This is a genomic window from Aquabacterium sp. OR-4, from assembly GCF_025290835.2.
Taxonomy (GTDB): Bacteria; Pseudomonadota; Gammaproteobacteria; order Burkholderiales; family Burkholderiaceae_C; genus Pseudaquabacterium.
Window position 1 is genome coordinate 15,473 of record NZ_JAOCQD020000002.1, and the last position, 21,779, is coordinate 37,251.

General features: G+C 71.8%; 20 protein-coding genes. 11 read left to right on the top strand and 9 right to left on the bottom strand.

What is annotated here, in order from left to right; genetic code table 11:
* The first annotated feature begins 13 nt into the window (after nucleotides 1-13).
* From cheB to N4G63_RS12315, 9 genes are all read left to right on the top strand, one after another.
* Nucleotides 14-1,111, top strand: coding sequence for a chemotaxis-specific protein-glutamate methyltransferase CheB (cheB, locus tag N4G63_RS12275; protein ID WP_260785772.1), 1,098 nt, complete (start codon nucleotides 14-16; stop codon nucleotides 1,109-1,111).
* A gap of 22 nt (nucleotides 1,112-1,133) precedes the next feature.
* Nucleotides 1,134-1,760, top strand: coding sequence for a HEAT repeat domain-containing protein (locus tag N4G63_RS12280; RefSeq protein WP_260785773.1), 627 nt, complete (start codon nucleotides 1,134-1,136; stop codon nucleotides 1,758-1,760).
* A gap of 46 nt (nucleotides 1,761-1,806) precedes the next feature.
* Entirely contained in the window at nucleotides 1,807-2,676 is an 870-nt protein-coding gene (locus N4G63_RS12285; RefSeq protein ID WP_260785774.1) for a CheR family methyltransferase, read from the top strand.
* Nucleotides 2,673-3,107: a response regulator gene (locus N4G63_RS12290; protein WP_314599742.1), complete on the top strand. Its 435-nt coding sequence runs from the start codon at nucleotides 2,673-2,675 to the stop codon at nucleotides 3,105-3,107. Before N4G63_RS12285 ends, N4G63_RS12290 begins: the two co-directional genes overlap by 4 nt.
* Nucleotides 3,104-5,545 (top strand): chemotaxis protein CheA, encoded by a 2,442-nt coding sequence (locus tag N4G63_RS12295; RefSeq protein ID WP_314599743.1) that lies wholly within the window; start codon nucleotides 3,104-3,106, stop codon nucleotides 5,543-5,545. The genes N4G63_RS12290 and N4G63_RS12295 overlap by 4 nt, the downstream gene beginning before the upstream one ends.
* On the top strand, nucleotides 5,545-5,787 hold the full coding sequence (locus N4G63_RS12300; RefSeq protein WP_260785778.1) for a hypothetical protein: 243 nt from the start codon (nucleotides 5,545-5,547) through the stop codon (nucleotides 5,785-5,787). Before N4G63_RS12295 ends, N4G63_RS12300 begins: the two co-directional genes overlap by 1 nt.
* 211 nt (nucleotides 5,788-5,998) lie before the next feature.
* On the top strand, nucleotides 5,999-6,364 hold the full coding sequence (locus tag N4G63_RS12305; protein WP_260785779.1) for a response regulator: 366 nt from the start codon (nucleotides 5,999-6,001) through the stop codon (nucleotides 6,362-6,364).
* Nucleotide 6,365: 1 nt separating this feature from the next.
* Entirely contained in the window at nucleotides 6,366-7,619 is a 1,254-nt protein-coding gene (locus N4G63_RS12310; RefSeq protein WP_314599744.1) for a methyl-accepting chemotaxis protein, read from the top strand.
* Nucleotides 7,594-8,040 (top strand): response regulator, encoded by a 447-nt coding sequence (locus N4G63_RS12315; RefSeq protein ID WP_314599745.1) that lies wholly within the window; start codon nucleotides 7,594-7,596, stop codon nucleotides 8,038-8,040. The genes N4G63_RS12310 and N4G63_RS12315 overlap by 26 nt, the downstream gene beginning before the upstream one ends.
* A gap of 30 nt (nucleotides 8,041-8,070) precedes the next feature.
* On the opposite strand, the gene N4G63_RS12320 is transcribed toward N4G63_RS12315, so the two are convergent.
* From N4G63_RS12320 to N4G63_RS12330, 3 genes are all read right to left on the bottom strand, one after another.
* Complete coding sequence (locus tag N4G63_RS12320; protein WP_314599746.1) at nucleotides 8,071-9,177, bottom strand: energy transducer TonB family protein; 1,107 nt, start codon at nucleotides 9,175-9,177, stop codon at nucleotides 8,071-8,073.
* Between the two features lie 273 nt (nucleotides 9,178-9,450).
* A complete protein-coding gene (gene hrpA / locus N4G63_RS12325; RefSeq protein ID WP_443112049.1) occupies nucleotides 9,451-13,452 on the bottom strand; it encodes an ATP-dependent RNA helicase HrpA in 4,002 nt (1,333 codons plus the stop codon).
* A gap of 330 nt (nucleotides 13,453-13,782) precedes the next feature.
* Entirely contained in the window at nucleotides 13,783-15,015 is a 1,233-nt protein-coding gene (locus N4G63_RS12330) for a YihY family inner membrane protein (RefSeq protein WP_260785782.1), read from the bottom strand.
* A 9-nt stretch (nucleotides 15,016-15,024) separates the two neighbouring features.
* Here N4G63_RS12330 and N4G63_RS12335 point away from each other — a divergent pair, with 9 nt between their 5' ends.
* The gene (locus N4G63_RS12335) at nucleotides 15,025-15,504 is read left to right on the top strand and encodes a DUF2069 domain-containing protein (RefSeq protein WP_443112050.1); all 480 of its coding nucleotides are present in this window, start codon (nucleotides 15,025-15,027) and stop codon (nucleotides 15,502-15,504) included.
* Between the two features lie 71 nt (nucleotides 15,505-15,575).
* Nucleotides 15,576-16,982: an FAD-binding oxidoreductase gene (locus N4G63_RS12340; protein WP_260785784.1), complete on the top strand. Its 1,407-nt coding sequence runs from the start codon at nucleotides 15,576-15,578 to the stop codon at nucleotides 16,980-16,982.
* A gap of 55 nt (nucleotides 16,983-17,037) precedes the next feature.
* On the opposite strand, the gene N4G63_RS12345 is transcribed toward N4G63_RS12340, so the two are convergent.
* The 6 genes from N4G63_RS12345 to N4G63_RS12370 all read right to left on the bottom strand — a co-directional run bounded on the left by N4G63_RS12345 (nucleotide 17,038) and on the right by N4G63_RS12370 (nucleotide 21,757).
* Nucleotides 17,038-18,438 carry a serine hydrolase domain-containing protein gene (locus tag N4G63_RS12345; protein WP_314599749.1) on the bottom strand — a complete coding sequence of 467 codons (1,401 nt, stop codon included), beginning with the start codon at nucleotides 18,436-18,438 and terminating at the stop codon, nucleotides 17,038-17,040.
* Between the two features lie 313 nt (nucleotides 18,439-18,751).
* Nucleotides 18,752-18,874 (bottom strand): hypothetical protein, encoded by a 123-nt coding sequence (locus N4G63_RS12350; protein ID WP_260785786.1) that lies wholly within the window; start codon nucleotides 18,872-18,874, stop codon nucleotides 18,752-18,754.
* Nucleotides 18,861-20,177, bottom strand: coding sequence for a helix-turn-helix domain-containing protein (locus N4G63_RS12355; RefSeq protein ID WP_314599750.1), 1,317 nt, complete (start codon nucleotides 20,175-20,177; stop codon nucleotides 18,861-18,863). The genes N4G63_RS12350 and N4G63_RS12355 overlap by 14 nt, the downstream gene beginning before the upstream one ends.
* A 157-nt stretch (nucleotides 20,178-20,334) precedes the next feature.
* Nucleotides 20,335-20,823, bottom strand: a complete 489-nt coding sequence (locus tag N4G63_RS12360) for a DUF1178 family protein (RefSeq protein ID WP_260785788.1) — start codon at nucleotides 20,821-20,823, stop codon at nucleotides 20,335-20,337.
* A gap of 27 nt (nucleotides 20,824-20,850) precedes the next feature.
* Complete coding sequence (locus N4G63_RS12365; RefSeq protein WP_260786683.1) at nucleotides 20,851-21,459, bottom strand: NUDIX domain-containing protein; 609 nt, start codon at nucleotides 21,457-21,459, stop codon at nucleotides 20,851-20,853.
* The gene (locus N4G63_RS12370; protein ID WP_260785789.1) at nucleotides 21,452-21,757 is read right to left on the bottom strand and encodes a DUF2818 family protein; all 306 of its coding nucleotides are present in this window, start codon (nucleotides 21,755-21,757) and stop codon (nucleotides 21,452-21,454) included. The genes N4G63_RS12365 and N4G63_RS12370 overlap by 8 nt, the downstream gene beginning before the upstream one ends.
* Nucleotides 21,758-21,779 lie beyond the last annotated feature (22 nt).

Sequence of the window (21,779 nt, forward strand, 5' to 3'; positions counted from 1 at the left end):
GAGAACCCAGGCCATGCCTGCCAAGGTGCTAGTTGTCGACGACTCCGCGCTGATGCGCCGGCTGCTGTCCGGCGTGCTCAGCGATGCGGGCTTCGAGGTCATCGTTGCGCGCAATGGCGCAGAGGGTGTGCAGCAGCTCACCGACTGCGAGCCCGACGTGGTGACGCTGGACATCAACATGCCCGAGATGGACGGCCTGACCGCCCTCTCGCTGATGATGCAGGCGCGGCCCACGCCGGTGGTGATGGTGAGCTCGCTCACCGAGAAGGGCGCGGTGGCCACCTTCGAGGCGCTGGCGCTGGGCGCGGTGGACTTCATCGCCAAGCCGGGCGGCACCATCTCGCTGTCGGTGGACGACATCTCGCAGCAGCTGGTGGCCAAGGTCAAGGCCGCGGCCCGGGCCCGCATGCGCGGCGGCCCGGCGGCCCGGCCGGTGGCCCAGCCGGCGCCATCGCCGCGGCCGGCCGGCAGCCTGGCCACGCGCGAGGCCGCGGCGGCGCAGCGCTTGAGCGCCGGTGCCCGGCCCAAGGCCGGGCAGATCGACGGCCTGGTGATCGTGGGCGTGTCCACCGGCGGGCCGCGCACGCTGGAAGACATCCTGCCGGCGCTGCCGGCGCAGTTTCCGTGGCCGGTGCTGGTGGCCCAGCACATGCCGCCCAACTTCACCGGCGCCTTTGCCAATCGCATGGACGGCCTGTGCCGCCTGCGCGTGCGCGAGTGCGCCGCCACCATGCCCATCGAGCCGGGCCACATCTACATCGGCGCCGGCGGCACCGACATGGTGGTGGTCAACCGCCTGGGCCGGCTGGCCGTGCAGCCACGGCCCGAAACGCCGGGCCATCCCTGGCATCCGTCGGTGGATGTGCTGGTGCAAAGCGCCATGGCGCTGCTGCCGGCCGAACGCATCGTCGGCGTGCAGCTCACCGGCATGGGCGACGACGGCGCCCGCGCCATGGCCGACCTGAAGAAGCAGGGTGGCCGCACCATCGCCGAGAGCAAGGACACGGCGGTGGTGTTCGGCATGCCCCAGGAACTGATCGAGCGCGGCGGGGCCAGCGTGGTGCTGCCCTGCGGCGACGTGACCCGCCAACTGTGTCACTGGATCCGGTAATCCGGTAGAGAGGACAAGCGCCATGGGACTTCGCAAGCCCGCCGCCATCGAACCCCTTCGCGAGGTGGTCGATCGCGAGCACGCCCGTGACCTGCCCGGCCTGCTGCAGCAACTGCGCAGCGGCAATGCCGAGCAGCGCCGCTGGGCCGCCCGCGACCTTGCCGCCCATGCGCCGGCCGCCGCCGCGCTGGGCGAGCAGCTGCTCGGCGAACAGGACGCCAGCGTGCGCGAGACCCTGTTCACCACGCTGACCGCCTTTGCCAGCGACGGCGCCGTGAGCGCCCTGCTGCCGCTGCTGCGCAGCGAGGACGCGCAGATGCGCAATGGCGCCATCGAGGCCTTGTCGTCGATGCCGCAGGCCGTGGCACCGCGGGTGGATGCGCTGCTGCGCGACAACGACCCCGACGTGCGCATCTTCACCGTCAACATGCTCGGCGACCTGCGTCACGAGCGCGTGGTGCCGTGGCTGGAGCAGGTGCTGCAGGACGAGGGCCAGGTCAATGTGGTGGCGGCGGCCATCGAGGTGCTGGCCGAGGTGGGCTCGCCGGCCGACATCCCGGCGCTGCAGGCCAGCAGCCGGCGCTTTGACGCCGACCCCTTCATCGGCTTTGCCGCCCGGATGGCCATCGAACGCATCGAGGCCGCATGAGCCCGCACATCCCCACGCCGACCCGCCGGTGCCGCTGGAGCCTGCCATGAGAGCCGCTGCCGTCTCACGCGGTTTCGAGATCACCGATGCCGACTTCCTGAAGTTCCGCGACTTCTTCTACCGCAAGACCGGCATCCACTTCGACGACAGCAAGCGCTACTTCGTCGACAAGCGCCTGGTCGAGCGCATCGAGGCCACCGGCGCGGAAGACTTCCGCAGCTGGTTCATCGCACTGCGCTTCGAGTCGCGCGGCGAGGAGCTGCAGCACCTGGTCAACGCGATGACGGTCAACGAGACCTACTTCTTCCGCGAGGCCTACCAGTTCGACTGCATGGTCAACGACATGCTGGGCGAGCTGGTGCGGCGCAAGAAGCCGGGCAGCCGCATCCGCATCTGGTCGATCCCCTCGTCCACCGGCGAGGAGCCCTACTCGATCGCCATCTACCTGCTCGAGCGCTGGAAGCTGATCAACGACTACGAGGTCGAGATCCTCTCGTCGGACATCGACACCCATGTGCTGCAGATGGCCCAGCGCGGCATCTACTCGTCGCGCTCGGTGGCCCAGCTGCCCAAGCCCTACCTCGAGAAGTACTTCACCCGGCGCAAGGACAACGAGTACGAGATCTCGCGCGACCTGGTCGACGCGGTGGAGTTCAGCCGGGTCAACCTCAGCGAGCCCGCCGACACGCGGCGCTTTCGCGACATCGACCTGGTGTTCTGCCGCAACCTGCTGATCTATTTCGACGACCTCTCGCGCCGCGTGGCCGCCGAGGCCTTCTACGACGCCATGACCCCGGGCGGCTTCATCTGCCTGGGCCACTCCGAGTCGATGAGCCGCATCACCTCGCTGTTCGAGGTGCGCAAGTTCCGCGATGCCATGGTCTACCAGAAACCGCTGCAAGGAGAGCGCCCATGAGCGCGAACATCCTCGTCGTCGACGACGCCGCCACCGTGCGCATGTACCACCGCAAGATGCTGGGCGACGCCGGCTGGCAGATCGAAGAGGCGATCAATGGCGTAGAGGCCCTGGAGAAGGTGGCCAACCAGCCCAGGGACCGGCCCTTCGACCTGTACGTGGTGGACATCAACATGCCCAAGATGGACGGCTACAGCTTCGTGCGCGAGCTGCGCCGCCTGGGCCATGTGCGCCAGGTGCCGGTGATGATGGTGTCCACCGAGGCCCAGGCCCAGGACGCCACCGCCGCGCAGGACGCCGGCGCCAACTGCTACCTCGTCAAGCCCGCCAAGCCGGCCGAGCTGGTGCTCACCGCCGCGCTGCTGCTGGGTGATCTGCCGGCCGCTCGCCAGGCCGGCGCCGCCCACCGCGCCGCAGGAGGCACGGCATGAGCTCGACCGAACTCCTCGACCAGTTCATCCTCGAGGCGCGCGAGTGCCTCGAGCAGATCGGCCAGCGCCTGCTCGACGTGGAGAAGAACCCCGGCGACCGCGAGCTGCTGAACGACCTGTTCCGCCAGGTGCACACGCTCAAGGGCAACTGCGGCCTGTTCGACTTCAAGCCGCTCGAGCGCGTGGTGCATGCCGGCGAAGACCTGCTCGACCGCGTGCGCAACGGCAGCCTGGCCTACAGCGGCGACATCGCCGATGCGCTGCTGGCGGCCATGGACTACACCGCCGAGCTGGTCGACCTGATCGCCACCGAAGGCAGCCTGCCAGCCACCACCGAAGGCCGCGCGCAGGAGCTGGCCACCGCCCTGCGCCGCCACCTGGCCGGGCCGGCGCCAGCAGCGGCCGCCTCGCCGGGCACCGCGCCGGCAGCGGCCGCCTCGCCAGGCACCGCAGCGGCCCCCGCCACGGCGCCAGCGGCCGCGCCGGCCCTGCCCGACTGGCTGGCGGCGCTGCCGGCCACGGCCTGCGTGGCCGGGCACACCGCCCTGCGCTACCTGCCCGATGCCGACTGCTTCTTCAAGGGCGAAGACCCCTGGCACCTGGCGCGCAGCACGCCGGGCCTGCAGCACCTGCAGGTGCGTGCCGCCGGCGACTGGGGCAGCGTCGCTGACTTCGACTGTTACCGCTGCAACCTCGAGCTGGTGGTGGTGAGCGACGCGCCGCGCGCCTACATCGAGGAGCACTACCGCTACGTGCCCGATCAGCTGAGCTGGCATGCGCTCGAAGCCGCCGCCACCGCCACCGCCACCGCGGCCGCACCCGACAGCGCCAGCACCGGCGCTGCCGACCCCGCAGCGCCAGGCCCCGACACTGCCGCCGATGGCGACCCGCTGCGCGAACTGCTGCGTGCGCGCATCGCCCGCATCTGGGACGACCAGCGCGCCCTGCTGGCCCGCCCCGGCATTGCCGCGGGCACCGTGGCCGCCACTCGGCGCACGCTGGCCGCGCTGATCGACGGCTGGGACGACGCCGCGCTGGCCGCCAGCCTGCGCGCCACGCTCGAGGCCCTGCCTGCCGGCGCCGCGCCGCTGGCCCAGTGGGCGCTGCAGCACCGCCCCGGCGCCGCGGCCGCCTGTGACACCACCGCCGCCGGCGGCGGCGCCCCCACCGCAGCCGCACCGGGCGCCAGCGCCCTGGTGGCTCCGCTGGAGCCGCGCCGCGGCAGCAGCGGCGGCGCGGGCGACGACAGCGCGAGCGGCGGCGGCCAGAAGGTGCTGAAGGTGGCGCAGGACAAGATCGACCGCCTGATGGACCTGATCGGCGAGATGGTGGTGGCCAAGAACGCCCTGCCCTACCTGGCCAACCGTGCCGAGACGGTGTTCAACCAGCGCGAGCTGGCGCGCGAGATCAAGACCCAGTACTCGGTGATCAACCGCATCGCCGAGGACATGCAGCACGCCATCATGCAGGTGCGCATGCTGCCGGTGGGCACGGTGTTCCAGCGTTTCGGCCGCCTGGTGCGCGACATCTCCAAGAAGCTGGGCAAGGAGGTCAACCTGGTCATCGAGGGCGAGGACACCGAGGCCGACAAGAACGTCATCGAGAGCCTGGCCGATCCGCTGATCCACATCCTGCGCAACAGCCTGGACCACGGCATCGAGCTGCCGGCCGCACGTATGGCCGCCGGCAAGCCCGCGGCCGGCACGCTGCGGGTGGCGGCGCGCCAGGAAGGCGACCGCGTGATCCTCGACATCACCGACGACGGCGCCGGCATCGACACCGACCGCGTGCGCGCCAAGGCGGTGGAGCGTGGCCTGATCCCGGCCGACCGGGCCTGCCTGCTCAGCGAGCACGAGGCGGTGCAGCTGGTGTTCCTGCCCGGCTTCTCCACCGCCGAGGCCATCAGCGATCTCTCGGGCCGCGGCGTCGGCATGGACGTGGTGCGCTCGGCGGTCGAGCGCATCAACGGCAGCGTGGAGCTGGCCAGCACCCGCGGCAAGGGCACGCAGATCCGGCTGGCGCTGCCGCTGAGCATGGCGGTGACCAATGTGATGATGATCGAGACCGCCGGCCGCCGCTTCGGCGTGCCGATGGACCTGATCGTCGAGACGGTGCGCGTGCCGGCCGAGGACATCCACCACTTCAAGAGCGCCCAGACGGTGGTGCTGCGCGGGCGCATCGTGCCGCTGCGCGCGCTCAACGAGCTGCTGGCCCTCGACATGCCGCCGCGCCAGAACGGTGATGGCGAGCACGCGGTGCTGGTGGTGCGCCTGGGCTCCGAGAACCTGGGCCTGCTGGTCGACGACTTCCACGGCACCAGCGACATCATCCTCAAGCCGCTGGAAGGCGTGCTCACCGGCATCACCGGCTTCGCCGGCACGGCGCTGATGGGCGACGGCAGCGTGCTGATGATCCTCAACCCCAAGGAGCTGAGCTGATGCCGATCCGTTTCAACAAGAAGCAGGCCATGCTGGACGGCTTTGTCACCGTGGAGGATGCCGAGGCGCTGTCGAACTGGCTGCGCGACGGCTCGGGCCGGGCCGTGCACCTGGGCCAGTGCGCGCAGGTGCACGGTGCGGTGCTGCAGGTGCTGATGGCGCTCAAGCCGCGCCTGGCAGCGGCGCCGGCCGACGCCCACCTGGCAGCCACGCTGCACGGCGCCGGCCTGGCCGGCGCCTGAGGCAGGACGGCGGCATGCGCGTGTGCAAACTCACAACATGCGCGGGCTCATGCCACCGCGATGCAGCCGCCGCGCCCGCCAGGCCTCAAGCCGACGGCCATCGCTGCCGACATCCGGTTCAGGGCTCGTCTGCCCGCGCGGCGCGATCACCCGCACGGCCGTCTTGCGTGCCTGTCCACTTCACCACGCCAAATCAAGAGGGTGCGTCCACATGAAAAGCGTCTTCCTGGTCGACGACTCGGCCACCATGCTGATGAGCCTGAAGGGCACGCTGGAGATCAGCGGCTTCAAGGTCGACACGGCGCCCGATGGCGAAGCCGCGCTGCACAAGCTCAAGGCCGGCCTGCGCCCCGACCTGATCATCACCGACATCAACATGCCCAAGCTCGACGGCATCGGCCTGATCCGCGAGGCGCGCAAGCTGCTGCGCTTCACGCCGATCCTGGCGCTCACCACCGAAAGCCAGCAGGGCAAGCGCGACGAGGCCAAGCGCATCGGTGCCACCGGCTGGCTGGTCAAGCCGGTGGGCGGCGCCGATCTGGTGAAGGTCATCAAGCAGGTCATCCCCGGAGCCTGACATGGACAGCGACCCCGACACCCCACGCACCAGCCTGCCGCAGCGCTGGCTGCGCCGCATCACCGTGCGCGACATCGGCCTGGCCGTGGTGCTGACGCTGGCACTTGGCGCGCATGCGCTGTGGTCCGACTCGGTGTCCTGGGCCTCGCTGGCCTGGCTGGCCACCGGCACCCTGGTGGGCATGTGGCTGGGCGCGCGCGCCCGGCCGCTGCAGCTGGGCACCAACGAGCGCACCACTGCAGTGGTGACGCAGGACATCCAGACCCTGCGCCAGGCCTTCGCGGTGCTCAAGCAGCAGGTCGACGCCACCATCCAGTCCAGCGAAGAGGCGGTGATGTCGATGATGGAGCGCATGAACCGGGTACATGCCAATGCCCAGGCGCTGCGCGAAAGCATCCTCGAGGCGGTGCGGCGATCCGAGTCGCTGTCGGCCGACTCGCTGGGCCGCGCCGGCCAGCATGGCCAGGCGGTGGCCTCGCTGGCCGAGCACGAGCACAAGTACGAGGCGCAGCGCGCGCAGAACCAGGCACGCGTGCGCGCCGTGGCCGAGCAGGTGCGCCAGCTCACGCCGGTGGCCACGCTGATCGGCGAGATCTCGCGCCAGACCAACCTGCTGGCCATCAATGCCTCGATCGAGGCCGCCCGCGCCGGCCGCGAAGGCGCCGGCTTCAAGGTGGTGGCCGCCGAGGTGCGGCGCCTGTCCACGCAGACCAGCGAGGCCGCGCGCCAGATCACCGAGGGCATCGCGCTGGCCGCCAGCGCCATCGATGCCGAGATGACCGGCGCCCGGTCGATGGAAGGCGACAGCGCCGCCGCCCAGCTGGGCGAGATCGCCGCGCACATCCAGACCATGAGCGAGACCCTTGGCGACGTGGTGCCCTACCTCGGCAGCCTGTCGACGCGCATGGATTCGGGCATGGCCGTGGTCACCGAAGACATCGTCAACACGCTGGGCGACATGCAGTTCCAGGACATCAACCGCCAGCTGCTCGAGCAGATCAACAGCGCGCTGGCCAGCCTGTCGGAACACTTCTCGCAGATCTACCAGCTGATCGATGGCCAGGCGCCACCGCCGCCGGTGCTGCTGGAAGAGCTGCTGTCGCGCTGGACCGAGAACTACGTGATGCACTCGCAGCGCGTGGCCCATGCGCGCGCCGTGGGCGCGGCCGAGCCGGCCCCCTTGCCCACCGACGAGCCGTCTTCCAAGAACCTCACCCTGGCGACCGCTTATGGACCCCGCATCGAGTTCTTCTGAGCAGCCGGTCAGCACCATCCTGGTGGTCGACGACTCGGCCACCATGCGCATGAGCGTCGAGATGTCGCTCAGGCTGTCGGGCTACCGGGTGGTGATCGCCGAGAACGGCGACACGGCGCTCAGGCTGCTGGCCGAGGGTCTGCGTCCCGACCTGGTGCTGACCGACATCGTGATGCCCGGCGTGGACGGCCTCGGCCTGATCCGCGAGGCGCGCAAGCTGTTGCGCTTCACGCCCATCGTGGCGCTCACCACCCAGGGTCAGCGCTCCCTGCGCGACGAGGGCAAGGCTGCCGGCGCCACCGCCTGGCTGATCAAGCCCACCGGGGGGGACGACCTGATCGCGCTGGTGCGCCGCTTTCTGGGCGAGAAGGCGCGACACGCCCGCGGCCCGCGCGCCCAGCAGGCCCGTCGCGCTGGCTGAGCGGCGCGGCTGGGTGCCCCGGCGGCGCCGTCAGCCGGCGAAGCGCACCACCAGCTCCACCGTGTGCGGCATCGGCCGCGCCGGCGGCGCATAACGCCAGCGCTGCACGGCATCACGCACATTGCGCTGCACTGCGCGGTCGGAGGTGCCCTGCACCACCACATCGCGCACCGTGCCATCGGCGGTGATGGAAAAGCGCAGCGTCAGCCGCAGGGTGTCGGCGTTGAGTGCCATGCGGCCCGAGAAGTCGGGCTCCACCATCTCGAGCAGCGCCGGCACGCCGGGCGCGTCGGTCACCACAGTCGGCTGCGCTGCGGCCTGAGCCGGAGCCGGAGCCGGAGCCGGCAGCGCTCGGGCGGTGGGCGCTGCAGCGGCCACCAGTTGCGCCGGTGCCGCCGCCAGGGCACGCGGGGCGTCGGCCACTGGGGCGGTCGTGGCGGTGGGCACGGCGCTGGCCACCGGCACCGCGGTGCTGGCCATGGTGGCGCCCACGGCAGCCGGCGGCGTGGCGGGTGCTGCGCTGGGTGTGACGGTGGGGTTGGCGCTGGTGGTGACCGCGCTGGTGGTGACCGCGCTGGTGGTGGCAGCGCTGGTGGAGCCAACATTGGTGGCCGCCGCGCTGGTGGTAACCACGTTGGTGGTGACTGCACTGGTGGCAGCGGCAGCCGCTGTGTTGGCAGCCGCAGGCACGCCGGCCGCCGCGCCAGACACCGCCGCGGGCCCGCTGCGCAGCGGCGCGTTGGCCGCCACCGGGTTGCTGGCCGTGCCCACGGCCGAGGCCGCGGCCGCGGCAGCAGCGGCCTTGCGTGCATTGGCGGCCAGCACCGCTGCGGCGGCATTGCTGGCCGCGGCCGCGGCGGCGGCATTGCCAGAGGCATTTGACCCTGTGGCCGCTGTGGCCGGGCCGGGCTGCGCCGGGGGGGGCGTGGCCGGCGCTGCCGGGGCAGCGGCCGGCGCATTGGCCTTGCCGGGCCCGCCGCCCATGCGTGCCGCCTCCTGGATGCGGCGCAGCGGGTTGCTGGCCGCCCGCTCGGCGCGTTGCATGCGCTCGGCCACCGAATCGTCGGGGGCGCCAATGGTGATGCTCACCGAGCTGCCTTGCGCATGCACCAGCACCGGGCAGGCCGTGCACAGCATCCATGCAGCGGCCCACAAAGGCCCGCGCGAAACAAACCTGATCACAAAAACCACTCCTCACGATCCCGTTCTTGGCGGGCTCTCCCTGACTGGCCGCGTCAGCAGCGTGTTGGCTGCGAGCGCGGTCGCGCGATGGTAAGGAGGCCGGCGCCACGGTCAAGGGGGCAGCACCTCAGCACTGCCTGCCTTGGGGGGGTGCCGCCGCAGCCGCCCAACCCAGGCTCAATGCAGGAACAGTGCCGCATCGCGGGCACCGTGGCTGTGCGCCCTGGCTCAGCTCGAGAGCTGCTGCCAGGCCTTGTCGAGCCGCTTCACGCTCACCGGCTGCGGTGTGCGCAGCTCTTGCGCGAAGAAACTCACCCGTAACTCCTCGAGCAGCCAGCGGTACTCGTCGAGCCGGGTGTCGGCCACGCCCTTCTGGTCGGCCAGGCGGCGGGTGTAGCGCTGCTCCAGCGGCCGCAGCTCGGCCAGGCGCTGGGCATCGCGGGCCGGGTCGGCGCGCCACTTGTCCAGGCGCAGCACCACGGCCTTGAGGTAGCGCGGGCAGTGCTGCAACGCGGCCCAGGGCGTGGTCAGCAGGAAGCGTTTGTTGCACAGCCGTTGCAACTGCGCGGCGATGTCATCGGCCAGGTCCTTGGGCACGGTGCGGCTGTCCTTGAGCTTGCGCTGGGCGGCCTGCAGCTCGGTGAGCACGGTGCCGGTCAGGCGCGCCACCTCCTGGGCAATCAGGTTGAGCCGGCTGCGGCCTTCGGCGATGCGCGCCTCGAAGCGGGCCGCATCGGTGGGCAGCGGATCGGCCAGAAAGGCACGGTCGACGGCCAGGTCGACGATCATGGCCTTGAGCTCATCGGCCGTGCCGAGCGCCATGTAGGCCGCGGCCAGGCGCGTGAAGTCGGGGATGTTCTTCTCCAGGTACTTCAGCGGCTCCTTGATCTGCAAGGCCACCAGGCGGCGCAGGCCGGCGCGGTGGCGGGCCACGGCGGCGGCCGGCTCGTCGAAGACTTCGATCTCGACCGCCGTGCCCTTGTCGATCAGGGCCGGAAAGCCGATCAGCGTCTGCCCGGCCTTGTGGATTTCCATCAGCTCGGGGAGTTCGCCAAAGGTCCAGGCGGTGTACTGCGCGGGCGCTGCGGGCGCGGTCGGCGCCGACGCCGGCGCAGCGGCCTTTTCCACACGCCGCGGCGTGCCGGCAGGCGGGTGCGACGCCGCGCTCGCGGGTGATGGCGCAGCGGCCGCCACGGGCGGCGCCGCGCCGCCCAGCTTCAAGGCCGCCAGGGCCTGGAAGGCCGAGCGCGCCTGGCCGCCCAGCTCGGCCTTCAGCGTGGCCAGGTGGCGGCCCATGCCGAGCTGGCGGCCATGCTCGTCCACCACGCGGAAGTTCATGAACAGGTGCGGCGCCAGCTGCTCGAGCTTGAAGTCGTTGCGCTGCACGGCCACCTGGGCACGCTCTTTCACGGCGGCCAGCAGCTGATCGACCAGGTTGCCCTGACCGAAGGCATGCAGCGCGACGAACTCGTCGATGAACTCGGCCAGCGGCTGCAGGCGGGTGCGCGGGCGCTGGTGCAGGCTCTTGCACAGCGCGGTCAGCTTGGCCGCCAGCATGCCGGGCACCAGCCAGTCGCAGCGCTCGTCGCTGACCTGGTTGAGCGCGTAGATCGGCACGGTGACGGTGACGCCGTCCTTGGCGTCGCCCGGCTCGTGCAGGTAGGCGGCGGTGCAGTCCACCCCGCCCAGGCGCAGGGTCTTGGGAAAGGCGTTGCCGGTGATGCCGGCGGCCTCGTGGCGCATCAGCTCGTCGCGCGTCAGCTGCAGCAGCTTCGGCCGGGTCTTGCTGGCCTCGCGCCACCAGCGCTCGAGGCTGTGGCCCGAGCACACGTCGGCCGGCAGCTGCTGGTCATAGAAGGCGTAGATCAGCTCGTCGTCCACCAGCACATCCTGCCGGCGGCTCTTGTGCTCGAGCTCTTCCACCTGGGCCAGCAGGCGCTTGTTGTGGGCGATGAAGGGCAGGTTCGAGTCCCAGTCGCCCTCGAGCAGCGCGCTGCGAATGAAGATCTCGCGCGCCGCAGGCAGATCGATACGTCCGTAGTTCACCCGCTTGCCGCTGTAGACGACGATGCCGTACAGCGTGGCACGCTCGTAGGCCACCACCTCGGCGGCCTTCTTCTCCCAGTGCGGATCGAGCAGCTGGCGCTTGAGCAGGTGGCCGGCAATGGCCGCAATCCACTGCGGCTCGATGGCGGCCAGGCCACGGCCGTACAGCCGCGTGGTTTCCACCAGCTCGGCCACGATCAGCCAGCGGCCCGGCTTCTTGCTCAGGTTGGCGCCCGGATGGCGCCAGAACTTGATGCCGCGCGCCCCCAGGTACCACTCGTCGTCGTCCGACTTGCAGCCCACGTTGCCCAGCAGGCCGGCCAGCATCGACAGGTGGATCTGCTCGTAGGTGGCCGGGCTGCCGTTGAAGCGCCAGCCCTGCTCGGCCACCACGGTGTGCAGCTGGGCGTAGGTGTCGCGCCACTCGCGCACGCGGCGCGGGTTGATGAACTGCTCGCGCAGGCGCTGCTCCTGCTGTCGGTTGCTGAGCTTGTGGCTGTCGGTCTTTTGCTGGGCGCTGCCGGGATGGCCGTGCACGCCGCGGCCCTGCTCGATCCAGTCCCACAGCCGCAGCGTGCCGACGAACTCGCTCTTCTCGTCGTCGAACAGCTTGTGCTTCTCGTCGGCAGCCTGCTGCTTGTCGAGCGGGCGGTCGCGCGCGTCCTGCACGCTCAGGGCACTGGCGATGATCAGCACCTCGTGCAGCGCCTCGCGCTCCTTGGCCTCGAGGATCATGCGGCCCACGCGCGGGTCGAGCGGCAGGCGGCTCAGGCTGTGGCCGATGGCGGTGAGCTCGTTGTCGTCGTCCACCGCGCCCAGCTCGCCCAGCAGCGCATAGCCGTCGGCAATGGCCTTGGGCCTGGGCGGCTCGATGAACGGAAACTCGTCCACCACGCCCAGGCGCAGGCTCTTCATGCGCAGGATCACGCCGGCCAGGCTGCTGCGCAGGATCTCGGGGTCGGTGAAGCGCGGGCGCTCGGCAAAGCCCTTCTCGTCGTACAGGCGGATGCACACGCCATTGCTCACCCGGCCGCAGCGGCCGGCGCGCTGGTTGGCCGCGGCCTGGCTGATGGCCTCGACCTGCAGCTGCTCGACCTTGTTGCGAAAGCTGTAGCGCTTGACCCGCGCCTGGCCGCTGTCGATCACGTAGCGGATGCCCGGCACGGTGAGCGAGGTCTCGGCCACGTTGGTGGCCAGCACGATGCGCCGGCCGTTGCCGGGGTTGAACACGCGGTCCTGCTCGGCCTGGCTCAGCCGCGCAAACAGCGGCAGGATCTCGGGCGCGGGCCCCCCCTTGTGCTGCCGCGCCAGATGCTTGTGCAGGTGGTCGGTGGCGTCGCGGATCTCGCGCTCGCCGGGCAGGAACACCAGGATGTCGCCGGGGCCGTCGCGCCACAGCTCGTCCACCGCGTCGGCGATGGCCTCGTCCATGCCGTATTCGCGGCTGTCCTCGAACGGGCGCCAACGTTGCTCGACCGGAAACAACCGTCCCGACACTTGAATGACCGGTGCAGGCCCGTGGCGCGACGCAAAGTGGTTGGCAAAGCGCTCGGCGTCGATGGTGGCCGAGGTCACCACCACCTTCAGGTCGGGCCGGCGTGGCAGCAGCTGGCGCAGGTAGCCGAGCAGGAAGTCGATGTTGAGGCTGCGCTCGTGCGCCTCGTCGATGATCAGCGTGTCGTAGGCGCGCAGGTCGGGGTCGCCCTGGGTCTCGGCCAGCAGGATGCCGTCGGTCATCAGCTTGACGCTGGCGCCGGGCTGCAGCCGGTCGTTGAAGCGCACCTTGAAGCCCACCACCTCGCCCAGCGGCGAGTTCAGCTCCTCGGCAATGCGCTTGGCCACGCTGCTGGCGGCAATGCGCCGCGGCTGGGTGTGGCCGATCATGCCCTTGCCGCCGGCACCCCAGCCGCGGCCCAGCTCGAGCGCGATCTTGGGCAGCTGGGTGGTCTTGCCCGAGCCGGTCTCGCCACAGACGATCACCACCTGGTGCTCGCGCAGCGCGCGCGCGATCTCGTCGCGCCGGGCCGAGACCGGCAGCGCTTCAGGGTAGGTGATCGGTGGAACCGGCGTGGCCTCGCGCACCGGCCGCGGGCCCCGACGTTCGGCACCAGGGCCGGCAGATTCGGGGCGACGTGGCGGCCGCGGGGGCCGCGCCGCCGGAGGGGTGTCGGCGGGCGAAGTCACAGGGCGCGGATTATCGCCGTGCCGGGCGCCCGGGCGCCGAGCCGCCGGCGCCGGTGCCCGCCCGGCGAGTTACCGGCCAGTTGCCGGCGGGTTACCCGCGGACTCCGGGCGAGCTGCCGGCGCGTGCCGGTCAGGCCGACGGGCGGCCGCCGCGCAGGCGGCGGGCCGGTTGGCGACGCACCGGGTGGTGCGGCGTCCTGCACTGTGGGCTGCACTGCGGCCCGGCGCTAAGGCAGCTGTCCCGCTCGCCGGAGACCTGGCCCACGCCCACATCGCCCCAGGGGCCTAGCGCTGGACCTCGGTCCCGACCGGCGCGGCCCACCCCCTGGATCAGCGCAGCAGCTCGCCCAGCCGCAGCTGCGCCAGCCCGGCCTGCTGGCGGAAGGCCAGGCTGTCGTCGGCCTCGCCCAGCAGCAGCGCATCCACCAGCGGCAGGGCCGGCGTGCGCTCGGGCGTCACCAGCAGCACCCAGCGCGGATCGCCCTCCTCTTCGAGCAGGCCGCACCAATCCAGGCTGCGCAGGGTTTCGAGCACCTGGTTGACCTGCAGCGGATCGGTGCGCACCTGGGCCGCCAGCGCCAGCCCGCGCAAGCCCGCAGCGCCTTCGCGCTGGGCCAGGGCCAGGCGCCGCAGCAGTGCAATCGCCAGCGCAAAGGGCTCGCCCGGCCGCTCGGGCCGGCGCGGCGCATGGATGGTGAGCGTGGGCGCGTAGGCCGCGATCACCGCGCCCAGCAGCACGATCACCCAGCCCAGGTAGATCCACAGCAGCAGGATGGGCACCGTGGCAAAGGCCCCGTACACCGCCGAGAAGGTGGCCACGCGGGTCACATACCAGGCCAGCACCGCCTTGGCCAGCTCGATGCCCACCGCCACGAACAGGCCGCCGGCCAGCGCATGGCCCCAGCGCACCGACACATTGGGCACAAAGCGGAACAGCCCGCACATGCCGGCGGCCAGCAGCGTGAACTGCAAGGCGTCGAGCAGCAGCTCGAGCCCGCCGGGCAGCGCATTAACCACCCCGCGCGAGGCCGAAATGGCATACGAGGTGAGCGACAGGCTGGCGCCCAGCACCAAGGGGCCGAGCGTCAGCACCGCCCAGTACACCAGCACGCGCTGCGCCAGCGGCCGCGGCTTGCGCACCCGCCAGATGGCATTGAGCGTGCGGTCGATGGTGAACACCAGCAGCAGCGCCGTCAGCCCGAACAGCAGCAGGCCCAGCGAGCCCACCTTGCTGGCCTTGGCGGCAAACTGGGTCAGCGCCTGCAGCACCGGCCGCGCAATGCCATCGGGCACCAGGCTTTGCAGAAAGTACTGCTGCAGCGCGGTCTGGAAGCGGCCGAACATCGGGAATGCCGAGAACACCGCCAGCATCACGGTCATCAGCGGCACCAGGCCGATCAGCGTGGTGAAGGTCAGGCTGCCGGCGGTGAGGCCCAGGCGGTCGTCGCGAAAGCGCAGGCGCAGCGTGCGCAGGGTGTCGAACCAGGGCCAGTGGCGCAGCGCATGCGCCAGCTGCGCCAGGCGCTGACGTCCGGCCGCGGCCGGGCGTGGGATGGAGGTCATCCGACTATGATGCCAGCCGTGACCGATTTTTCCCCCGTGCCCCCGGCGCAAACCCCGCCCGGGCCCGCCCCCGAGCCTCTGGCGCCCGCGCTGGCCGCAGGCCCCGTGCAGGCGCTGCGTGCCGTCTCGGTGCTGCTGCTGCTGGCCCTGATGGCACTGGGCCTGGCCTGGGAGCTGTGGCTGGCGCCCACCGGCAACAAGACCCTGGTGATCAAGGTGCTGCCGCTGCTGCTGCCGCTGGCCGGCCTGCTGCGCCACCGGCTCTACACCTACCGCTGGCTGAGCCTGATGCTGTGGCTGTACGTCACCGAAGGCCTGGTGCGCGCCAACGGCCTGGACAGCGGCTGGTCCACGGGCCTGGCCTGGGGCCAGGTGGCGCTGTGCGCGCTGCTGTTCGTCTGCTGCGTGGTCTATGTGCGGCTGCGCCTGAAGGCCGGCAAGGCGGCCACCACCGCCTCGGCCGCACCCGCCCCGTCAGCACCCGGCTGAGCGGCAGCGGCGGCGCAACGGCCCGCGCCGCGCGTCACGTTCCACCTCTCTCGTCCTTTGCGCCCCACACCATGCATGAGTCCCTGATCAGCGCACTGCGCGCACGCCTGGGCGCGGCCCAGGTGCTCACCGATGGCGATCTTTCAGCCTGGGAGCTCGACTGGCGCAAGCGCTGGCGCGGCAAGGCCCTGGCCGTGCTGCGCCCGGGCAGCACCGACGAGGTGGCGGCCGCGCTGCAGCTGGCCGCCGCGCATGGTGTGAGCGTGGTGCCGCAGGGCGGCAACACCGGCCTGGTGGGCGGCGGCGTGCCCGACGCCAGCGGCACCCAGCTGCTGCTGTCGACCCAGCGCCTGAACAAGCTGCGCGCCATCGACACCGCCAACCTCACCATCACGGTCGAGGCCGGCTGCGTGCTGCAGAGCGTGCAGGCCGCGGCCGATGAGGCGGGCCTGCTCTTTCCGCTGAGCCTGGCGGCCGAGGGCAGCGCCACCATCGGCGGCAACCTGGCCACCAATGCCGGCGGCACCCAGGTGCTGCGCTATGGCAATGCGCGCGAGCTGTGCCTGGGCCTGGAGGTGGTGAACGCACGCGGCGAGGTCTGGAGCGGGCTCACCGGCTTGCGCAAGGACAACACCGGCTACGACCTGCGCGACCTGTTCGTGGGCAGCGAGGGCACGCTGGGCATCATCACCGCGGCCACGCTGAAGCTGTTTCCCAAGCCGGCGGCCAGCCTCACCGCGCTGGCCAGCACCGGCACGCTGGCGCAATGCCAGGCGCTGTTGGGCCTGGCGCAGCGCCGGCTGGGCGCCGGCCTGACCGGCTTCGAGGTCATGAACCGCTTCTCGCTGGCCCTGGTGGCCCGCCACTTCGCGCAGCTGCAGCAGCCCCTGCCCGCGGCCGACTGGACGGTGCTGCTCGAGTACGCCGATGCCGACGGCGAGGCCAGCGCGCGCCAGCGCTTCGAAAGCCTGCTGGGCGATGCGCTCGAGCAGGGCCTGATCGACGATGCCGCGGTGGCCGAGAGCCTGGCGCAATCGGCCGCGCTGTGGCACCTGCGCGAATCGATCCCGCTGGCGCAAAGCGAAGAAGGCCTCAACGTCAAGCACGACATCGCCCTGCCCGTCTCGGCCATCGCCGAGTTCTGCGCGCGCACCGATGCGGCGCTGGCGGCGGCCTTTCCGGGCATCCGGCTGGTCAACTTCGGCCACCTGGGCGACGGCAATCTGCACTACAACGTGCAAGGCCCCGAGGGCGCCTCGGCCGGCGAGTTTCTGGCCCGCCACGAGCACGCGATCAACACCCTGGTGTTTGACGCCGTATCGCAGTACGGCGGCAGCTTCTCGGCCGAGCACGGCATCGGCGCACTCAAGCGCGACGAACTGGCACAGCGAAAGTCGCCGGTGGCGCTGAGCATGATGCGGGCCATCAAGCAGGCCCTCGATCCCCAAGGCCTGCTGAACCCCGGCCGGGTGGTTTGACGCCACAGCGGGGCCGGCGGGTGGCACCGCGTACCCGCGGGGCCGGGTGCTCTAACTACTCCGGCAGCGCCGCCAAAACCTCGCCCACCAGCTGGTTGACCGCCTCGATGGCGTCGCCGCGCAGGCTGGAGATGCCCATGCGCACGATGACCACGCCGCGCGAGGGCACCACCACGGTGTACTGGCCCATGAAGCCGCGGGCAAAAAAGGCATCGCGCGGCGCACTGGCCAGGCCCCATGGCAGGTCCCAGGCGGCCATGCGCTCGCCGCCGCGGGCATTGGTCCACCAGCCCTCGCCATAGCCGGTGTCCAGCGTGGGCGTGGCCGCGCGGTGCGCCCAGCCGGCGGGCAGCAGGCGCCGGCCGCCGGCCAGGCCGTCGTTGAGGTAGAGCTGGCCCAGGCGCGCCCAGTCGCGGGCCGGGGCCACGAACATCGAGGCCGCCTGCGGCGTGCCGGTCGCGTCCAGGGTCAGCGTGGTGCCCTGCATGCCCAGCGGGCCCAGCAGCGCACGCTGGGCCAGGTCGCGCAAGGCCTGGGGGCTGTCGCCTGCGGCATCACGCAGCAGCCGACCGGCCAGCACGAAGTGGCCATCGGTGTAGGCCCAGGCCTGGCCCGGCGGCTTGTGCAGCGGTTGCTGCAGGGCCCAGCCGGCCTTGTCGTGTTCGATGAACAGCATGCGGCTGTTGGGATCGGTGCCGCTGTTGTCCTGCCGCAGCGCCAGGCCCGAGGTCTGGCGCATCAGCTGGGCCAGCGTGATCGATGCGCGCGCATCGCCCGGCGTCTGCCAGGCCTTGAACGGCAGCGCGGCATCGGGCTGCAGCCGCCCTTGCTGCACCAGCATGCCGGCCAGCGCATGGGTGAGCGACTTCGACATCGAGAAGCCCAGCAAGGGCGTGGCCGGCCCCACACCCGGTGCGTACTGCTCGCCCAGCACGCGGCCATGCTGCAGCACCACCACCGCCAGCGTGTTCAAGGCCGGTGGCCGGGCACCGCCCTCGTCAAAGCCCCTGGCCAACGCCTGGCGCAGCGCCGGCGTGGCCGGTGCCACCACGGCCGGCCCGGCAATCGACGGCAGATCGGGCAGCTGCCCGTCGGCCAGCGGTGGCAGGCCGGGCGTGTGCGGCGCCGGATCGCCGGGCCACTGCAGCAGGCAGCCCATGCCGTCGCGCAGCGTGGCCTGGCTCACCAGCAGGCCGGCCAAGCTGCTGCGCACACGGCGCTGCGCCACATCCACCTGCACATCGAGCACCGGCCCCACCAGGTGCATGGCGCCCGGCGACAGCACGCGCTGTTGCAGCGAGCGGGCCAGCGGCAGGCCGCTTTGCAGCGTGTCGATGCAGACCAGCTGGCTGCTGAGCCCCGAGGCCACCTGCAAGGCCTGGTACGGGCCAGAGCCGGCGCAGCCCGCCAGGCTCAGCAGTGCCAGCAGCCCCAGCAGGGCCGGCATGGACGGCATGGACCGCAGGGCCGACAGCGTGCGCCGGCGGCCGCGCGGTGGTCGGGCGGCCCTCCCGCAGCCGGCAAGGTGTTGGGCAAGGGTCTCGGCTCGGTTCAGGGCATGGTTCATGGCCCGGCGCAATGGGTTGGTGACGATGGGCCGCAGCCTGCCCGCACCGGGCGGCTCCCGCTGGCCGATGCCTGGCGTGCGACGCGCCGATTGTCAAAATCAGCCAGCCTTGTTGGCATCGGCGAGTGGCAGCTCAGCGGCGGCGCCAGCACGCGCCGCGGATCGCTGCCGCTGGCCACCGCCGGGCGGGTTGCAGCACCGCTCAGCCCCGCGCGCCCTCGCCCTCGCCCTCGCCCTCGCCCTCGCCCTCGCCCTCGCCCTCGCCCGCCGCTCCCGGGCCCGCGCCTACGCGCACGCGCACGCGCACGCCCTCACCCAGGCTCACACGCGCCACCCTCGCCAGCCAGCGCCTGGGCCCGAAACTCGGTGGGCGTGAGTCCGGTGTCGGCCTTGAACGCGCGATTGAACGGGCCGAGCGACTGAAACCCGGCCTCCAGCGCCAGCGTGAGCACCGGCGTGGCCGCGCGGGCCGGATCGGCCAAGGCCGCGCGGGCCCAGGCAATGCGGTGGCCGTTCAGGTAGGCGTTGAAGTTGCGGTGGCCAAGCTGGCCGTTGATCACCCGGCGCAACCGGTACTCGGGCAGGCCCAGGTGCGCAGCCAGCCCGCCGATGGTGAGGCCCTCGCGGCGGTAGATCTGCTCCTGCTGCATGGCGCGCAACAGCCGCGCCAGGGCGCCGGGGTCGGCCACGGTGGCGGGTGCAAGGGCCGATCCATCGGCACCGGGCACGGCCCTGTCGGCCGGGTTGGCCATGGACGCGATGGCGGCGGCGGCGGTGGCGGTGGCGGTGGCGGCGCCCACGGCAGTGGTGGCGCCCACGGCAGTGGCCACCACGGCGGCAGTGGCGTCAGGCGCCAAGGACTGCGCCGGCGCCGGCGCGGCCAGACCCACCACGGCATCGGATGCGCCGGGCATCACCACGCCGCGGGTCATGGCCGTCGCCACCGGCGCAGCGGCCCCTCCGCCCCCTGGCGGTTGCGGCATGCCGGACCCTGGCGATTGCGGCATGCCGGCCCGGGCCGTCGACACCTCGGGCACGATCCAGAAGCCGGCGCGCAGATCCAGCACGGCCGCCGCAACCACCCCACCCACGCCCAACAACGCAGCCGCATCCAGCAGCCCCACCCCGGCCGACAGCGGCACGGTGCTGGCCGGTATGCCGGCCAGCGCGGCCAGCACGCTGTAGCCCAGCGTCACCACCAGGATGCGCAGCCGCCAGTGCATGCGCTGCTCCACCAGATCGCCGCGCCAGCTGCGCAGCATCGGCCACAGGGCCGCCAGCGAGAACACGATCGGGCCCGACGCGGCCAGCCAGCCCAGCGCCGGCTGCCGCCAGAACACGCAGTTGCCCACGCTCATCAGCACCCAGGCCAGCCACAGCAGGCCATGCCAGGGGCGCAGGCGAAAGGCGTCGTCGAACAGCGCGCAGGCCAGCAGCCACATCACCACCGGGTTGCCGTTCATCAAGGCCTGCAGCGGCCATTGCCAGGGCAGCAGCTGGCCCTGCGCGGCCAGCGCGGCCTGCGGTGCCTGCAGCGCATAGGCTGCCGCGCCGATGCACATGGCCAGGCCCAGGCGGGTGGCGGTCTGGCCCGGCACATGGGCCAGCCGCCAAGCCAGCAGACCCATCAGGCCACAAAGCCACCGCGCAGGCCGGCCTCGATCAGCAAGGCCATCGGCTGGGGCATGGTGGGTGGGTGGGCGGGTGGGTGGGCGCCGGCGGGCGGTGCGGCTCAGCCGGCGCCGCGCGGGCCCAGCGGCTGCCGGCGCTGCGCGCACCGGCGGGTCACTGCACCGGCCCCTTCAGCCCGGCGGGCATGGGCAGGGCCATCACCTCGATGCCCTCGTCGGCCAGCTCGGCGCGCTGCTCGGGCGTGGCCTGGCCGCGGATGCCGCGGTGCTCGGTTTCGCCGTAGTGGATGCGCCGAACTTCTTCAGGGAACCGTTCGCCCACGTCCACCGTGCTGTCGAGCACATGCTTCACGGCCTGCAGCCACAGCGCCTGCAGCGCGGCGGGGGGCTGGTGGCCGGCCGCTGCGGCGGCCGCACCGGCAGCCGGCGCGGGTGGCGCGGCAGCCGTGGTGCCGGCCGCGGCCGGTTCGCGTGCACCCGAAAGATTCAGCCGCGGCGCGCTCGGGCGGCGCGAGATCAGCCGGTCGGCGCACAGCGGGCATTCGAGCAGGCCGCCCGACAGCTGGGCCTGGAAGTCGTCTTCCGAGGCGAACCAGCCTTCGAAGCCATGGCCATGGGCACAGCAGAGGTCAAGCACCTTCATCGTGGTGCCATTATCGGCCCGGCCGTTTCAGGCCGTGGCTTGCCAGGCGAGTTGCCAGGCGCCGGCCTGCCAGCGCTGCAGCCATTGCAGGCCGATCAGGGTCTTGGCGTCGGTGATCTCGCCGCGGGCGGCCAGCGCGTCGAGCTCGGCCACGCCGAGCAGCAGCAGGTCGATGTGCTCGCCGTGGTCGAGCTGGCGCTCGCCCAGGCTGAGGCCGCGCGCAAACCACAGCTCGATGCCTTCGGTGGAGTAGGCGCAGGCGTTGTGGATCAGCCCGGCCCGCGCCCATTCGGCGGCGCGGTAGCCGGTTTCTTCGGCCAGCTCGCGCTGGGCGCAGGCCAAGACGCTTTCACCGGGGTCGAGCTTGCCGGCCGGAAACTCGATCAGCACCCGGCCGAGCGGGTAGCGAAACTGCCGCTCCATCACCAGGCGGCCATCGTCGAGCAGCGGCACCACCATCACCGCGCCAGGGTGCACGATGTACTCGCGCGTGGCGGGCTCGCCGGTGGACAGCGTGATCGTGTCGCGGCGCACCTGCAGCAGGCGGCCGTCAAACACGCGCTCGCCCTGGCTGAAATGCTCCACCAGGTGCGGCTCGCAGCCTGGCTGCGGCGGCGGCGCGCCGCGCTCAGTCATCGCGGCCACGGCGCAGATAGCGCCAGGTGAAGCCGGGAAAGGCGAAGGTCAGCATCAGGCACAGCGCCACGGCGTAGAACGGCCAGCCTTGCGGGCTGCGCTGGCCGATGCGGGCCTCGATCAGCATGCCCACGCCAACGGTCAGGCCGGTGAGCAGCAGCAGCTCGAGCAGGCGCCAGCCCAGCGCCTTCTTCGGCCGCAGCGGGCCCAGCAGCAGCACACGCTCGCTGAAGAACGGCAGGTTGGCGGTGACAAAGCCCAGCAACAGCAGCAGCCAGACGGCCAGGGTGCTGTTCATGGCCGAGCCCCTGCAAGCGCCA

Coding starts and splice junctions, on each gene's coding strand:
- N4G63_RS12320 (WP_314599746.1), bottom strand. CDS start 9,177: ATGCTGTGCACGGCCTGCCCGGTGCTGGTGCATGCGCAAGGCAGCTCG.
- N4G63_RS12305 (WP_260785779.1), top strand. CDS start 5,999: ATGAAAAGCGTCTTCCTGGTCGACGACTCGGCCACCATGCTGATGAGC.
- N4G63_RS12315 (WP_314599745.1), top strand. CDS start 7,594: ATGGACCCCGCATCGAGTTCTTCTGAGCAGCCGGTCAGCACCATCCTG.
- N4G63_RS12345 (WP_314599749.1), bottom strand. CDS start 18,438: ATGCCGTCCATGCCGGCCCTGCTGGGGCTGCTGGCACTGCTGAGCCTG.
- cheB (WP_260785772.1), top strand. CDS start 14: ATGCCTGCCAAGGTGCTAGTTGTCGACGACTCCGCGCTGATGCGCCGG.
- N4G63_RS12290 (WP_314599742.1), top strand. CDS start 2,673: ATGAGCGCGAACATCCTCGTCGTCGACGACGCCGCCACCGTGCGCATG.
- N4G63_RS12285 (WP_260785774.1), top strand. CDS start 1,807: ATGAGAGCCGCTGCCGTCTCACGCGGTTTCGAGATCACCGATGCCGAC.
- N4G63_RS12340 (WP_260785784.1), top strand. CDS start 15,576: ATGCATGAGTCCCTGATCAGCGCACTGCGCGCACGCCTGGGCGCGGCC.
- N4G63_RS12365 (WP_260786683.1), bottom strand. CDS start 21,459: ATGACTGAGCGCGGCGCGCCGCCGCCGCAGCCAGGCTGCGAGCCGCAC.
- N4G63_RS12370 (WP_260785789.1), bottom strand. CDS start 21,757: ATGAACAGCACCCTGGCCGTCTGGCTGCTGCTGTTGCTGGGCTTTGTC.
- N4G63_RS12280 (WP_260785773.1), top strand. CDS start 1,134: ATGGGACTTCGCAAGCCCGCCGCCATCGAACCCCTTCGCGAGGTGGTC.
- N4G63_RS12300 (WP_260785778.1), top strand. CDS start 5,545: ATGCCGATCCGTTTCAACAAGAAGCAGGCCATGCTGGACGGCTTTGTC.
- N4G63_RS12360 (WP_260785788.1), bottom strand. CDS start 20,823: ATGAAGGTGCTTGACCTCTGCTGTGCCCATGGCCATGGCTTCGAAGGC.
- N4G63_RS12295 (WP_314599743.1), top strand. CDS start 3,104: ATGAGCTCGACCGAACTCCTCGACCAGTTCATCCTCGAGGCGCGCGAG.
- N4G63_RS12330 (WP_260785782.1), bottom strand. CDS start 15,015: ATGACCTCCATCCCACGCCCGGCCGCGGCCGGACGTCAGCGCCTGGCG.
- N4G63_RS12310 (WP_314599744.1), top strand. CDS start 6,366: ATGGACAGCGACCCCGACACCCCACGCACCAGCCTGCCGCAGCGCTGG.
- N4G63_RS12355 (WP_314599750.1), bottom strand. CDS start 20,177: ATGGGTCTGCTGGCTTGGCGGCTGGCCCATGTGCCGGGCCAGACCGCC.
- N4G63_RS12335 (WP_443112050.1), top strand. CDS start 15,025: ATGCCAGCCGTGACCGATTTTTCCCCCGTGCCCCCGGCGCAAACCCCG.